This is a genomic window from Sphingobacteriaceae bacterium GW460-11-11-14-LB5 (assembly GCA_002151545.1).
In the GTDB taxonomy this organism is placed as follows: Bacteria; Bacteroidota; Bacteroidia; order Sphingobacteriales; family Sphingobacteriaceae; genus Pedobacter.
Genome location: CP021237.1, coordinates 5,554,956 through 5,569,290, shown reverse-complemented (window position 1 = coordinate 5,569,290; position 14,335 = coordinate 5,554,956). Strand labels below are relative to the sequence as shown.

At 38.3% G+C, this 14,335-nt stretch carries 14 protein-coding genes; 4 read left to right on the top strand and 10 right to left on the bottom strand.

Annotation, left to right across the window (positions count from 1 at the left end; translation table 11 throughout):
* Positions 1-88: 88 nt before the first annotated feature.
* Positions 89-1,417 carry a hypothetical protein gene (locus CA265_22755; GenBank protein ID ARS42325.1) on the bottom strand — a complete coding sequence of 443 codons (1,329 nt, stop codon included), beginning with the start codon at positions 1,415-1,417 and terminating at the stop codon, positions 89-91.
* A gap of 1 nt (position 1,418) precedes the next feature.
* Positions 1,419-1,697 carry a hypothetical protein gene (locus tag CA265_22750; GenBank protein ARS42324.1) on the bottom strand — a complete coding sequence of 93 codons (279 nt, stop codon included), beginning with the start codon at positions 1,695-1,697 and terminating at the stop codon, positions 1,419-1,421.
* Positions 1,698-1,819: 122 nt separating this feature from the next.
* Between CA265_22750 and CA265_22745 the strand changes: the two genes are divergently transcribed.
* A complete protein-coding gene (locus CA265_22745; GenBank protein ID ARS42323.1) occupies positions 1,820-2,074 on the top strand; it encodes a hypothetical protein in 255 nt (84 codons plus the stop codon).
* A 29-nt stretch (positions 2,075-2,103) separates the two neighbouring features.
* Here CA265_22745 and CA265_22740 read toward each other — a convergent pair whose 3' ends face one another.
* The 4 genes from CA265_22740 to CA265_22725 form a co-directional block, all read right to left on the bottom strand.
* Positions 2,104-5,202 carry a translation initiation factor IF-2 gene (locus tag CA265_22740; GenBank protein ID ARS42322.1) on the bottom strand — a complete coding sequence of 1,033 codons (3,099 nt, stop codon included), beginning with the start codon at positions 5,200-5,202 and terminating at the stop codon, positions 2,104-2,106.
* Between the two features lie 62 nt (positions 5,203-5,264).
* Positions 5,265-6,509 carry a transcription termination/antitermination protein NusA gene (locus CA265_22735; GenBank protein ARS42321.1) on the bottom strand — a complete coding sequence of 415 codons (1,245 nt, stop codon included), beginning with the start codon at positions 6,507-6,509 and terminating at the stop codon, positions 5,265-5,267.
* Positions 6,510-6,511: 2 nt separating this feature from the next.
* Entirely contained in the window at positions 6,512-6,976 is a 465-nt protein-coding gene (locus CA265_22730; GenBank protein ARS42320.1) for a ribosome assembly cofactor RimP, read from the bottom strand.
* Between the two features lie 121 nt (positions 6,977-7,097).
* Complete coding sequence (locus CA265_22725; protein ARS42319.1) at positions 7,098-7,529, bottom strand: hypothetical protein; 432 nt, start codon at positions 7,527-7,529, stop codon at positions 7,098-7,100.
* Positions 7,530-7,547: 18 nt separating this feature from the next.
* Between CA265_22725 and CA265_22720 the strand changes: the two genes are divergently transcribed.
* Positions 7,548-7,892: a hypothetical protein gene (locus CA265_22720; GenBank protein ID ARS42318.1), complete on the top strand. Its 345-nt coding sequence runs from the start codon at positions 7,548-7,550 to the stop codon at positions 7,890-7,892.
* 75 nt (positions 7,893-7,967) lie between these two features.
* Here CA265_22720 and CA265_22715 read toward each other — a convergent pair whose 3' ends face one another.
* The 4 genes from CA265_22715 to CA265_22700 all read right to left on the bottom strand — a co-directional run bounded on the left by CA265_22715 (position 7,968) and on the right by CA265_22700 (position 11,863).
* The gene (locus tag CA265_22715; protein ARS42317.1) at positions 7,968-9,107 is read right to left on the bottom strand and encodes an acyl-CoA dehydrogenase; all 1,140 of its coding nucleotides are present in this window, start codon (positions 9,105-9,107) and stop codon (positions 7,968-7,970) included.
* A 449-nt stretch (positions 9,108-9,556) separates the two neighbouring features.
* On the bottom strand, positions 9,557-10,537 hold the full coding sequence (locus tag CA265_22710) for a hypothetical protein (GenBank protein ID ARS42316.1): 981 nt from the start codon (positions 10,535-10,537) through the stop codon (positions 9,557-9,559).
* 4 nt (positions 10,538-10,541) lie between these two features.
* On the bottom strand, positions 10,542-10,892 hold the full coding sequence (locus CA265_22705; protein ARS42315.1) for an aspartate 1-decarboxylase: 351 nt from the start codon (positions 10,890-10,892) through the stop codon (positions 10,542-10,544).
* Positions 10,893-11,017: 125 nt separating this feature from the next.
* Complete coding sequence (locus CA265_22700; protein ID ARS42314.1) at positions 11,018-11,863, bottom strand: pantoate--beta-alanine ligase; 846 nt, start codon at positions 11,861-11,863, stop codon at positions 11,018-11,020.
* 149 nt (positions 11,864-12,012) lie between these two features.
* Here CA265_22700 and CA265_22695 point away from each other — a divergent pair, with 149 nt between their 5' ends.
* Together CA265_22695 and CA265_22690 are read left to right on the top strand one after the other, a co-directional pair.
* On the top strand, positions 12,013-12,837 hold the full coding sequence (locus CA265_22695; protein ID ARS43099.1) for a starch synthase: 825 nt from the start codon (positions 12,013-12,015) through the stop codon (positions 12,835-12,837).
* A 21-nt stretch (positions 12,838-12,858) separates the two neighbouring features.
* Positions 12,859-14,298, top strand: coding sequence for a hypothetical protein (locus CA265_22690; protein ARS42313.1), 1,440 nt, complete (start codon positions 12,859-12,861; stop codon positions 14,296-14,298).
* Positions 14,299-14,335 lie beyond the last annotated feature (37 nt).

Below are 14,335 nucleotides of genomic sequence, written 5' to 3'. Positions count from 1 at the left end.
GACAAATATCTACAAAAAAAGAGCCTCAATTTATTATTGAAGCTCTTTTAACATTTATGTACGTAAAATATTACAGTTTTAAATGTTATTAATTATTATAAGGAAGCATATAAAATTTGATTCCTTCGTTCGAATAACCTGCAAAAGACGAATTGATTGTGTTGTAATAATGGTTTACCACACTTGAATTATAATATTCGTAAACTGGAGTTGTACCAGAGGTATTGCTATTATTATAAACATAACCTACAATACCCTCATAGGTATAACCAGCATAATTTTGTTGATTAATGGTATAATAATGGTTTCCGGAAGGAATATTTAAATTAACGTATCTATATAAGGGCACAGAACCTGGTTTTTGTATGGAATAAACATAACCTAATACCTTTGAATAGTAATAATCAGGCCTATCCTTCTTTAATGTAGTATAAAAATGCTCCCCTTTACTGGTACTATAATATTCGTATAGCTCCATTGTATCCTCTTCAGGTAATGGGTAAGTTGTAGCTTGAGGATTCTGAAGAATATAAAACTTGATACCCTCTAAGCTGTATCCCGCAAAAGTCCCAGGGCCGTCAAAAAGATAATTATCGCCATTATCTTGATTAAAATATCTTATAACTGCTCTTGTTTTAGTTACGGGAGCAGGATAAACATAACATGCAATACCCCGAGATACATAATCCCCGAAATTACTTGCTAATTGAGTACTATAATGATATTTTAGTTTAGTCTCACTATAATAAACATATAAAGGAACTGTTCCAGGTTCTTGATTTTTAAAAACATAACCTAAAATCGTAGAATAGTTTACTCCAAGCCATTCCGTTGAGTAAAAATGAGTTCCTCTAGAGGAATCGTAATACTCATAAAACGGCACAGCCCCAATAGTAGGAACTGTGTAGGTTGGAGGCGTAATTGTCCCTGGGTTTCCATTCCCAGGTGTTGTTGTGTTTGTTTGAAAATCATAAACTTTATCATAGGCGACAACTTGCGCCTGATCAGCGGTTTGATAAAATAAATATATTTTTTTACCTTCCACTAGCTTCGATTTCTTAATATTAACCGAAAATGTATCCTTCTTTATAAAAACACCAGATTTAAAATTAGAGTTTGTAATCTGTATAAACTCTGAAAAAGGTGAAATTTCATTATCAGAGTTTCGTGTTCCTATTGCAATTTTAAAATCCACTGGCTTATAAGGGCCTGTAACAGGAAAAACTGATGGCCTACTATAGGATACAGAATATTTAACCAGCGTGGTTTCCTGATTATAATTAATAATAATTTTTCCGTTTTGCAAATATGAGGGAAGAATTTCAAAATCAGCTATCACGCCGTAGTTCTTCTGTGCTTTAGCATAATTAATTGAGAATATAAATAGAATAGCACAAATTAATTTAAATATTTTCATATTACTTATTATTCTTTTTGATATACATAGCAATTAATTCTTCCCTACCAATCTGCTCAATTCCATAAACAGAAAATTTTTCATTCTCTTCATTATACTTAATTTTCGAAGTGTCTATAGTTATTAATTCTCCTAAATAGACTTTCAACTGACCAACACTAACCTTTTCATTTACAGACTCTACAACTACTGGCAAATCTTTCTTTTTACATCCATGAAACGATGCAGTAACGGTCCCAAATAATAATATCAGAGCACCTAATTTGATATATTTTTTCATTTTTTTCTTGCAAAGAAACTGAGAAAAAATATTAATTTTGACAATCCCTTATTATCATTATTTACTTATTAAACACATAGCAAGTAAATAATACAATTACATAATCGTTAACGTTTCTCAACATGTTAGATATAGGGATTACTTTAAGAAGGTACAGGGATAGATATCATTATACACAGCAGTATGTTGCTGATGTAATTGGCATAAGCAGGGTTGCTTATCGAAAGTGGGAAAATAATGAGGTAGATTTTGCGGTGTCGCAACTGGTCAAAATCGCCGAACTATATGAGGTACCTATCCATGAGATCATCATACAATCAGATTTTAAAAAGCATAAAATAATTTCTCTCAAACAAAAAGGGCATCAATATTATTGATGCCCTTACTTTATTTTATCTGAAACTGATTACAGTTTTCTAGCTACTTCTACCTGTTCGTAAGCTTCTACGATATCGCCAACTTCGATGTTGTTGAAGTTCTGAATGTTTAAACCACACTCGTAACCTTTATTCACTTCTTTCACATCATCTTTAAAGCGTTTTAACGAGGCCAGTTCACCTGTGTACACTACAACACCATCTCTAACGATACGGATTTTACTGTTACGGGTAATCTTACCATCTAATACCATACAACCTGCAATGGTACCCACTTTAGTAATTTTGAAAGTCTCGCGAATCTCAACATTCGCCACAATTTTCTCTTCAAATTCCGGATCCAACATACCTTCCATCGCCGATTTAATCTCGTTGATTGCATCGTAGATGATAGAATATAAACGGATATCGATCTGCTCAGCTTCTGCAAGTTTACGTGCACCTGTTGATGGACGAACCTGGAAACCAATAATAATCGCATCTGAAGCTGAAGCTAACAATACATCAGATTCTGAAATCTGACCAACACCTTTACTGATGATATTGATCTGGATCTGCTCAGTTGATAGTTTTAACAATGAATCGGCTAATGCCTCGATTGAACCATCCACATCACCTTTAACGATAATATTAAGCTCTTTAAAGTTACCGATAGCCAAACGACGACCGATCTCATCTAAAGTAATATGTTTCTGTGTACGTAATCCTTGTTCACGTTGTAACTGCATCCGTTTGTTTGCAATATCACGTGCTTCGGTTTCACTTTCTAAAGCATTAAATCGATCACCTGCTGTAGGCGCACCCTGCATACCCAAAACCTGTACCGGTTGTGATGGACCTGCAGAATCTACTTTAGCACCACGCTCGTTGGTTAATGCTTTTACACGTCCGCTGTAACTACCTGCTAAGATTGGATCTCCAACTCTTAATGTACCAGCCTGAACCAATACTGTAGTTACAATACCACGTCCTTTATCTAATGCCGACTCAATTACAGTACCTGTAGCTCTCTTATTCGGATTCGCTTTCAGTTCTAATAATTCAGCTTCTAATAATACTTTATCTAAAAGTAAATCAACATTTAAGCCGCTTTTGCTTGAGATTTCCTGTGATTGATATTTACCACCCCAATCTTCAACCAAAATATTCATTACCGATAATTGCTCACGTACTTTATCTGCATTTGCACCTGGTTTATCTACCTTAGTGAAAGCAAATACCAATGGTACACCTGCCGCTTGTGCGTGGTTAATCGCCTCTTTTGTTTGAGGCATCACTGCATCGTCTGCAGCAATAACAATAATGGCAATATCTGCTGCCTTAGCACCACGTGCACGCATCGCTGTAAAGGCTTCGTGACCTGGGGTATCTAAGAAAGTTACTTTTTTACCGGTTGGCGTAGTTACCATATAAGCACCAATGTGCTGGGTAATACCACCTGCCTCACCAGCTACCACATTTGCTTTACGGATATAATCCAGCAATGAGGTTTTACCGTGATCGACGTGACCCATAATCGTCACAACCGGAGCTCTTTCGATTAAATCTGCCTCGTTATCTTCTTCCTCAATTACATTTTCTTCATCCTCATCTGGTTTAACGAATTGAATTTCGTAACCAAACTCGTCTGCAACGATGGTTAAGGTTTCAGCATCTAAACGTTGGTTAATGGAAACGAACATACCAAGGCTCATACAAGTACCAATAATTTTGGTAACCGGTACATCCATCATGCTCGCTAACTCATTAGCCGTAACAAATTCTGTTACTTTTAATATTTTCGATTGCGATTCAAGCTCATTTGCAGCCTCTTCTGCATTCGATGCTACATCATCACGTTTCTGACGACGCAATTTAGCACGTTGTGCAAATTTACCTGATTTACCAGCTCCACTTAAACGGGCAAGTGTTGCTTTGATCTGATCTTGAATTTCTTTCTCAGTAGGTTCTTCTTTAGGTCCGCTTGGTGTAGCATTTCTATTTTGGAAACCTGGTCTGTTATTGTTGTTATTTCTATTTCCCTGATAAGGTGTTCCACCTTGCCCGGCTGGTCTGTTACCCTGGTATGGTGTACCGCCACCTGGTCTGTTACCTTGATAAGGTTGACGAGGTTGTCCTGGCGCACCACCCTGGCCTTGACCTTGACCTGCAGGATTATTCTGTCCTTGCTGGCCCTGACCACCGTGTTGGCCTGGTTGACCTGGAGCTCCCGGAGTTTTTTTGCGTTTACGCTTACGTTTAGCGGCTTCACTATCGCTAGATGATGCTACAGGGCCGTTTCTTCTATCCGGTGTTGTTGGTAAAACAATTTTACCAATAATATTCGGACCGGTTAATTTAACGGTACGTGCTTTAATTACCTCAGGCTCGTTGCTTACCGGTTTTGCTTCAGCTGGTTTTTCTTCCACTTTAGGTTGTTCCACTGGTTTTACAGGCTCAGGTGCTTTAACCACTGGCGGTTCTGCAGCTGGTGCTGGTGCAGCAGGCGCTTCTTCCTTTTTAACCTCAACCGGTTTTTCTTCCGCTTTAGGTTGCTCAACTGGTTTTACAGGTTCTGGTGCTTTAACCACTGGTGGTTCTACAACAGGTGCTGGTGCAGCAGGTGTTTCTTCTTTTTTAGCCGGGCGTGTTTTTGAGTTAAGGTCGTTTAAATCGATCTTTCCTACAATTTTAACTCCTGGTAATCCAGTTTCTTCAACCTTATCTTCTGCCTTAGTTTCTTTTACTGGCTCTACTGCTGCCGCAGGTGCTGGTGTTGGCGTTTCTACCTTAGGTGTTTCTACAACCTTTGGTTTTTCTACCGGAGGGGTAAATGATTGAGCATTTTTAATTAAAATCTCTTCATTTTTCTCAAAATCGGTATTCTTCTTCGGCGCTTCTACTGGCTTTTCAGTCTCAGGCTCGTCACGACGTATTTTACCAATCACTATTTGTTTGGCTTCTTCTCTTACGATCTTATCTCCCTGATACTCTTTCAATAAGGCATTATACATGTCTCCCGTAAGTTTAAACATAGGGCTTTTCTCGGCAGAGAATCCCTTTTTGTTTAAAAACTCAACGGCCGTACCCATGCCTATATTAAGTTCTTTAATAGCTTTAATTAAAATGATTGGTTTGTCGTCTGACATTTAGCTCCTGTTATTGTTTTTTATTTAATACAAAAGTAGTGTTTATTTGGCAATTACACCACTTATTCAAATTCTGACTTCAAAATTTGAACCACTTCTTTAATGGTTTCCTCTTCAAGGTCGGTGCGTTTTACCAAATCTTCTACTGTAAGTGCTAATACACTCTTAGCAGTATCGCAACCGATAGCCTTTAATTCATCAATGATCCAGCTATCAATCTCATCTGAGAATTCTTCTAAATCAACATCCTCATCGCTCTCTTCTCCAGCTTCACGATACACATCAATTTCATAACCGGTTAATTTACCAGCTAACTTAATATTGTGTCCGCCACGTCCGATTGCTAATGAAACCTGATCTGGTTTTAAGTAAACCGATGCATGTTTGGTCTCATCATCCAATTTAATAGAGGTGATTTTTGCCGGGCTTAAAGCACGGGTAATGTATAATGAAATATTATTGGTGAAGTTAATCACATCAATGTTTTCGTTTTTCAACTCGCGAACGATACCGTGGATACGTGATCCTTTCATACCCACACATGCGCCAACCGGATCGATACGATCGTCGTACGATTCAACAGCAACTTTAGCACGTTCTCCTGGTTCGCGAACAATTTTCTTAACGGTAATTAAACCATCGAAAATTTCAGGAACTTCCTGTTCGAACAGGCGTTGCAAAAATTCTGGTGCTGTTCTCGAAATGATAATTTTCGGATTGGCATTAATCATTTCTACTTTAGAGATTACTGCTCTTACAGAATCGCCTTTTTTGAAATAATCAGCTGGAATCTGCTCTGTTTTAGGCATTAAAAGTTCGTTACCTTCATCATCTAAAACCAAAGTTTCTTTCTTCCAAACCTGATAAACCTCACCTGTTACAATTTCACCTACTCTATCTTTATATTTTTTGAAGATTTCGTCTTTCTCTAATTCCAATACTTTAGATACCAAAGTTTGGCGTGCAGCTAAAATTGCTCTACGGCCAAAGCTTTCTAAAGTAATCTGCTCGATATAATCATCGCCAACTTCTAAAGTGCTGTCTAATTTAGAAACTTCAGCAAGCTCGATCTCTAAATCATCATCCTCAGAAAATCCATCTTCCATTACTTTTCTCGTTCTCCAGATCTCCAAATCCCCGTTATCCGGATTTACGATAACATCACAGTTTTCGTCTGTTCCGTATTTCTTACGCAACATGCTACGAAAAACTTCTTCCAGCACACTGATCACTGTTGGGCGATCTATATTTTTGAAATCTTTAAACTCTTGAAAAGAGTCGATCAAATTAATTGTTGTAGTACTCATTTTTACTTAAATGAAATTAACACACTTGTTTCTAATATATCATTAAACGGAATAGCTGTTTCAATTGCTACTGCCTTTTTCCCTTTTTCTTTAACCGATTCTTCAATCAGCAGGTTATTTTCTGTAACTGCAAGCAGTTTTCCTTCCTTTTTTAATCCTTCTTTCAGCTTAACGCTTACCGTACGGCCAATATTTTTATTGTATTGACGGATTAATTTTAAAGGCTCACCAACACCCGGAGAAGAAACTTCTAAATTATAAGCCTGTTCTATTGCGTTTTCTTCTTCGAGATGAAAACCAACATGCCTGCTTATGGCCACACAATCCTGTATGCTAATGCCTTCGTCGCCATCAACATGAATAATTAATTTATTGTTTGGCAACATTTTTACTTCAACCAAAAACAGTTCTGGCCGATCTGCTATTTTTTCCTCAACGAGGGCTGCAACTCTCTTTTCTACCTGCATATTTTAACCTGATTTCATAGAAAAAGGGGACACTGTCCCCTTCTCTTTTCTTCGATTACGATGCAAATGTAGTAATTTTTTAGAAAAAATCAAACACCTGCGCTAATTATTATGCTGATTATTACCGCTTAAGTGTTTGTCGCTGCGCTTTTAAGTTCTGCTTACCCTTCCCCATAATCAGATCGCCTGCGGTTGCAAATTTTATTCCGATGTAACTCTCAACCAGGTATTCTTTACCCTTAAGAAAAGGCTGATCGGGATTAAATACAAGCGAATCGCCAAGTACTTTAACCTTACCAGGTACTTCCAGCTCATCCTGTATACTGTCCAGATCGCCTGGTTTTATCAAAACAGAAACCAGATTAAGTGTATCTGCATTAGCCTGATAGGCGTTTTTAACCTGTAACAGACTCGCCTCATCAATATTTTTAATTATTATTGATGAACTATCCTCAGAAAACTTAATTATTGGCCTGTTGTTTGTATTCGAACATGAAAGTGCAAATAGGGCAATAACAATTGCGGCCTGGTATTTAAAAAAGCATTTAAACATTTACAAAAATAAACAATTATGAGATTTATTATCGAAATCCTTTTAACAGGACTGGCGTTTTTTATAGGCGCAAAACTAGTTCCGGGCGTAAACGTTGATGGTTATGGAAACGCAATTATTGCCGCCGTGCTCATTGCACTGGCAAATGCAACCATCGGGTTTATTTTAAGGCTATTCACATTCCCTATTAATTTCTTAACGCTCGGATTGGTATCATTTATCATTACTGTATTAATGATTTTACTGGTTGATAACATGATGACCTCTTTTAGTACTTCAGGCTTTATTTCTGCGGCATTTTTAGCAATTGTTGTAGCCCTGATTAAAGCGGTATTTAGCGCTGTAGCTGGGGAGAAAGAATAAGTCTGGAGTCCAGAGTCCAGAGTCTATAGTCTTGAGTCGTATCAGACTAAGGACTACCGACTCTGGACTAATCGATTACCTTATCACTTCTCTTGAGATCACCATCTTCTGTATTTCAGATGTACCTTCGTAAATCTGAGTAATTTTCGCATCGCGCATTAAGCGTTCTACATGATATTCTTTCACAAAACCATAACCACCATGTACCTGTACCGCTTCGATGGTTACATCCATTGCCACTTTCGAGGCATACAGCTTGGCCATAGAACCCGCTTGTGTATAAGGCAAACCCTGATCTTTTAACCAGGCCGCTTTATAAACCAATAACCTGGCGGCTTCAATCTGTGTAGCCATATCGGCCAGTTTAAAAGCGATGGCCTGATGTTCTGAAATTGGTTTTCCGAATGATTTACGTTCTTTAGCATACTGTGTGGCTAACTCGAAAGCACCCTGTGCAATACCTAAAGCCTGGGCCGCAATACCGATCCTTCCACCCTCTAAAGTTTTCATGGCAAATTTAAAACCGAAGCCATCTTCGCCAATCCTATTTTCTTTTGGCACTTTAACATCGTTAAACATTAAAGAATGGGTATCAGATCCGCGGATACCGAGTTTATTTTCTTTTGGTCCAACCGTAAAACCTTCCATTCCCTTTTCTACAATAAAAGCATTAATACCTTTATGCCTTAACTCAGGATGGGTTTGTGCAATAACCAGATAAGTTGATGCGGTACTTCCGTTGGTGATCCAGTTTTTTGTACCATTTAACAGATAATAATCACCTTTATCCTCAGCAGTGGTGCGTTGCGAGGTAGCATCAGATCCGGCTTCGGGCTCTGATAAACAAAAAGCCCCTATTTTTTCTCCAGCCGCCAACGGCTTTAAATATTTTTCTTTTTGAGCTTCGCTGCCGTAGGCTTCTAATCCGTAGCAAACCAATGAGTTATTTACCGAAACCACTACTGATGCAGAGGCATCTATTTTAGAAAGCTCTTCCATAACCAGCACATATGAAATGGCATCGAGTCCGCTCCCGTTATATTTTTCGCTCACCATCATCCCCAAAAAACCAAGTTCTCCCAGTTTTTTTACCTGCTCGGCCGGAAATTTCTGATGTTCGTCTCTTTCGATTACGCCAGGTTTTAGTTCTTGCTGCGCAAAATCGCGTGCAGCCTGCCGGATCATTAATTGTTCTTCACTTAATTCAAAATGCATAACATTTATGTATAAAAGGTTAGTAAATCAAATGTAGCATTTATGATCCGAATTACTATGGCTGCATAGTAATTTATTTTTAAATTGATTTTGTTGTCAGCTGTAATAGGCATGGTTTGTCACTGCTATAAAATCGATCTGGTTTATTATTTGAAAAGCAGAAGCAGTAAAACTTCGGTTCCGATAGCCCTGCCCTTGGCTTAATCCAGATGAAGAATCTGGATAACGCTGTCGGTCAGGTTTATTTAACCAAGAATAGTAACACCATTTAGCCACCTAAACCCGGCAGTAGCGGCAGCTCCAGATCCTTCATCTGGACTATAGCGAATGACGGGACAGGAATCGACCTAAAAACCACTAACCAGCTTTCCTGAAACGACTATTTAATTGTTTGCTTTTTTTTGGAAAGCAAAAGCAGCCATATTCGGTTTCGATAGCCCTGTAAAGAATTACTTTGTTTCCTTCTTAGTCAAGATCAGGAACAAACTCAAACTCCCTAAAACTAAAATCAACAAAACCTGCGAAGAATGGATAATGGTTGAGTAAGCCAACCCATCTTTAAAAGATATGCCATATAATACCAAGGATTGGGCAACCATCCAATGGAAAACACCAATACCGCCCTGAACTGGTGCTGCCATGGCAAAACCAGAAAAAACAATGGCTGTAAATGCGGCATTAAAGTGTAAGCCCGCGGTAGCTTGGATAGCAGAAAAAGCAAAATACATGGAAAGTGAGTAGAATAGCCAAATACCCAGGGTATAGGTTAAGAACAAACCTTTTTGCTTTAGTTTACTGTAAGAGCCAAAGCCCTGACGAAGGTTTACAAAAATCCGCAGGAATTTATTACTGAATTTTTGACGGAGAAAATAGATTGCGACGACAATAAGGGAAAGCAAAACAAGGCCAATTCCAAGCAGCCATAAATAATTAATGGCACCTAATTTTTTAACGAGGTTAAGATAAATGACATTGTACAAAAAGTCGGAAACGATATCATATTGAAAGGTCACCATGGCTACACTGGTGAGAAAAAGCACCAGTACATCAAAAAGCCGTTCGGTAATTACAGTGCCAATGGAGGCAAACATAGGTACCTTTTCTGCTTTATGAATAACAGAACAGCGGCCAATCTCACCAAAACGGGGTAATGCAAGATTGGCCAAGTAACCGATCATGACGGCGTGGTAGGCATTCCAGAAACTTACTTTGTAATGGATAGACTGATAGAGCATCTGCCAGCGCAAAGCCCTCAATACATGGGCAATTAAAACAGCAACAGCAGAAATAAACACCCAAAAGTAATTGGCTGTTTTAATTTCCTGCCAAATCTTTTCTAAATCCTGACCCCGAAAAGCTAAATATAAAACCCCTACTCCTATTAAAAACAGGATGATATACTTTAGCGCTGTTTTGAGGTCGAATATCACAAGGTTATTTTAGCAAATGATTGTTATCGTCAGGAAAAACCAATATTGGGTTATATTTTTTAGCTTCTTCTATCGGCAATGAGCCGTAAGACATAATGATCAGAATATCGCCAAGCTGTGCCAAACGGGCTGTAGCACCATTTAAACAAATGGTTCCGGTACCGCGTTCGCCTTTAATTACATAGGTTTCGAAACGTGCACCATTATTATTATTTACAATCTGCACCTTTTCATTAGCGATAATGTTAGCTGCATCCATCAAATCTTCATCTATCGTAATACTGCCAACGTAGTTTAACTCGGCCTGTGTTACCCTAACACGGTGTATTTTCGATTTTAATATTGTGATAACCATTCGGCAAAGTTAGTAATCAGTTTGGAGTTTCACTAACAGAAGATGTAAGAGTGATGTAATATGGAAAATGGATGATGGAAAAAGGATCATAACTACCTCATCCATCTTACCGCTCCCATTTTACCTTATTTTATAATCATATTATCAATTAGCCTGGTCGATCCTACTTTCGCAGCAACCAGGGCAACTAAGTTATTTTCGTCTGTTGATTTGGCAGGCTCGAGTGTATTCCCGTTGGCAATTGTAAAATAATCGAGTTCTACACCATCAATATCCTGATAGAAGGCTTTTGCCTTATCTACCAGTTCTGCAAGTGAATATTCATTAAAATGATCGGTAACGAATTGCAGCGATTTACTCAGCACGAGCGAATGTGTGCGGTCATCGGCTGATAAATGGATATTCCGGCTACTCATGGCTAAACCATCATCTTCGCGGATAATCGGACAGGTAATAATGGTGATGGGCAGCTTAAAATAAGCCAGCATATTCTTAATCATTAATACCTGCTGGAAATCTTTCTGTCCGAACATGGCCACATCGGGCTCAACGGCATCAAACAGTTTTTTTACAATCTGCGTTACGCCCTGATAATGGCCTTTTCTAAATTCGCCTTCCAATAGGAATTCGGCATTACCCAAATCAATGTGCCAGGCTTCGTCGGCCCCTGCAGGATACATCTCCTCTACATTAGGCATAAACACCCCGTTACAACCGGCATCGGCCAACATGGCCAAATCGTGTTCGATTGGGCGCGGGTATTTCTCTAAATCTTTAGGATCAGTAAACTGTGTTGGATTTACGAAAATGCTACAGATAATGATATCGGCATTTTGCTGTGCCAGTTTTATCAACGATATATGGCCATTGTGCAAGGCACCCATAGTAGGCACAAGTGCTATTTTTTTACCTGATGCTTTTAAGGGTTTTAAAAAAGCCTTAAGTGCTGCTTTGGTTTTAAATATTTCCAATTTGGACAAACTAAATTAAAGCCGTAAAGGTGTAAATTAATCTAAACGAAACCAAACAAATGCTTGCTATATTGATAAATAGTATTATTATGCTTACCTTTGCAGCTCATTATCTTTTATTTAACTTAATATTTTCTTAGAATATGGAGATGGCAAAAACGAAGCTGCTGATTGTTACACACGAGATGTCGCCTTTCCTCGAGCTTACTAAAATTTCTGAAATCACGCGCCAATTACCACAAGCCATGCAAGAAAAAGGATTCGAAATCCGCATCTTGATGCCTAAATTTGGTAACATCAACGAAAGAAGAAATCGTTTACACGAAGTAATCCGCTTATCAGGAATGAACATCATTATCGATGACAACGATAATCCTTTAATCATTAAAGTAGCCTCCATCCCAGCTGCGCGCATGCAAGTTTATTTCTTAGACAATGAAGAATATTTCCAACGCAAACAAGTATTTAGAGATGCGAGCGGAAAATTCTTCGACGACAATGACGAACGTACAGTTTTCTTCTGTAAAGGCGCATTGGAAACGGTTAAAAAATTAGGCTGGGCACCAGATATCGTTCACTGTCATGGCTGGATGAGTGCACTAGTACCTGCTTACATTAAAACGACTTATAAAAACGATCCTACTTTTAAAAATTCGAAAGTAGTATATTCTGTTTATGAGGATGGCTTTACAGAGAAATTAAATCCTAATTTTTCTAAGAAAGCAGTGATGGCCAATATGACTGAAGATGATACGAAAGCATTCTTGCCTTCTGATTGCGACAGCATGCACATTGGTGCCATAACACACTCAGACGCAGTTGTTTTAGCAGATGAAAACCTAAATAAAGATGTGTTAAAATTTGTTAAAGATTCCAATAAGCCAACATTAGCTTTTAACTTAACCGAGAATTTTGAAAACTTCTATACTTTTTATGAAGAAATTTCGAATGACGAATTGGTTTCACTTGCTTAATTAGGTATTATTATTTTAAATATGAAATTTACAAAACAAGACTTATTAACCCTGTTGATAGGTCTTTTTCTTTTTGCATCATGCAAAAACCCTGATGGTGTGGGTTTAGATGTTGATCCAGCTACAGCCATTACCGGAACGCTGGTGGTATCTCAGGTGAAGTCTCAACTTGTAAAAGAAGACGCCGCCAATACCTACGGATTAAACCGTTATCCATTGGGATATATGGTAGACCCTACTTTTGGAAAAACGGAAGCTGCTTTAGCCTTAACGGTTTACCCGGTGAGTACGAGTTACGATTTCGGTACTTCTCCGGTATTAGACTCTGCAGTTTTGGTATTAAAAATTGATACAACCTCTACATTAACCAAATTTTACGGCGATACCACCAATTCTAAATACAGTATTGATGTTTATCAGTTAGCCAATAAGGTTACAACTTATAAAAGTTCTGATGTACAGGCCATCAACAATACACTCTTAGGTAACTTTACAGGTAAACTAGCACCAAATACCAAAAGAAAGGTATTTGATATTGTTACTGGTAAAGCCGATACTTTAAAAACGGTACCTGCGCAAATCAGAATCCCTTTAAACAAGGCATTTATACAAAACGCCATATTAAACTTAGGTACCACAGGAACAGCCACAGATGCGAAGTTTATAGAATCGTTTAAAGGTTTATATGCACAGATCAATAAAACATCTTCTACAGGTGTTGGCGGGATTGCATTCCTTAACTTTTCGGGAACTGACTCTTACCTGCAGTTGGTTTGGAAAAAAACGAACTCATCAAACGGGATAGATACAACAAGTGTAAATTTCCCTGTAGGCAGGTTAGTTTCAAACTCCAGCGGAAGTGCAACTTTAATTTCAGGAGTAGCGGCAAACATTAAACACGATTACACAGGCACAGAAGTGCAAAAACAAATTGATGTTGCAGTTCCAATAGATCCAGCGCCACAATATAATGTAACGTATTTACAAGGCTTGGCTGGTGTAAAAACCAAACTCACTTTCCCACAATTGACAAGCTTTACAAGCACTTATGGAAAAGCAATTATCAACAAGGCAGAATTAGTGGTTGAGCTTGGCGAAAGTGCGCCAGCATATCCTTTTAATGCTGCTCAACGACTTTCTTTATACCGCTGGGATATTGCACAGCAAGCTGCTGATATACCTGATTATGCAACGTTTTCAAGCAGCGCTTCTGGTGGTGCATCACTTTTTGGCGGTTATTTTGATTCGTTAAAGAAACGCTACATCTTTATTGTAACCAGTTATGTGCAAAGCTTAATTGATAAAGACGTGGAAGATTATGGCACATTCCTGGCCCCTACATCTTATACCGATTTTCAGAAAGCACCTAGCGCCACTTCTGCTGAAAGATCGATTATTGGTGCCAGCAATGCAACTGCAAGTAAGATCAAGTTAAATATTTACTACACTAAAATTAATTAACGGTTTTAGTGCGATCACAAAAAACTCCTGCCAGTCT

Excerpts from the sequence above, each read along its gene's own strand:
- CA265_22755 (ARS42325.1), bottom strand. The coding sequence starts at position 1,417 with ATGAAAATATTTAAATTAATTTGTGCTATTCTATTTATATTCTCAATT.
- CA265_22750 (ARS42324.1), bottom strand. The coding sequence starts at position 1,697 with ATGAAAAAATATATCAAATTAGGTGCTCTGATATTATTATTTGGGACC.
- CA265_22745 (ARS42323.1), top strand. The coding sequence starts at position 1,820 with ATGTTAGATATAGGGATTACTTTAAGAAGGTACAGGGATAGATATCAT.
- CA265_22740 (ARS42322.1), bottom strand. The coding sequence starts at position 5,202 with ATGTCAGACGACAAACCAATCATTTTAATTAAAGCTATTAAAGAACTT.
- CA265_22735 (ARS42321.1), bottom strand. The coding sequence starts at position 6,509 with ATGAGTACTACAACAATTAATTTGATCGACTCTTTTCAAGAGTTTAAA.
- CA265_22730 (ARS42320.1), bottom strand. The coding sequence starts at position 6,976 with ATGCAGGTAGAAAAGAGAGTTGCAGCCCTCGTTGAGGAAAAAATAGCA.
- CA265_22725 (ARS42319.1), bottom strand. The coding sequence starts at position 7,529 with ATGTTTAAATGCTTTTTTAAATACCAGGCCGCAATTGTTATTGCCCTA.
- CA265_22720 (ARS42318.1), top strand. The coding sequence starts at position 7,548 with ATGAGATTTATTATCGAAATCCTTTTAACAGGACTGGCGTTTTTTATA.
- CA265_22715 (ARS42317.1), bottom strand. The coding sequence starts at position 9,107 with ATGCATTTTGAATTAAGTGAAGAACAATTAATGATCCGGCAGGCTGCA.
- CA265_22705 (ARS42315.1), bottom strand. The coding sequence starts at position 10,892 with ATGGTTATCACAATATTAAAATCGAAAATACACCGTGTTAGGGTAACA.
- CA265_22695 (ARS43099.1), top strand. The coding sequence starts at position 12,013 with ATGGCAAAAACGAAGCTGCTGATTGTTACACACGAGATGTCGCCTTTC.
- CA265_22690 (ARS42313.1), top strand. The coding sequence starts at position 12,859 with ATGAAATTTACAAAACAAGACTTATTAACCCTGTTGATAGGTCTTTTT.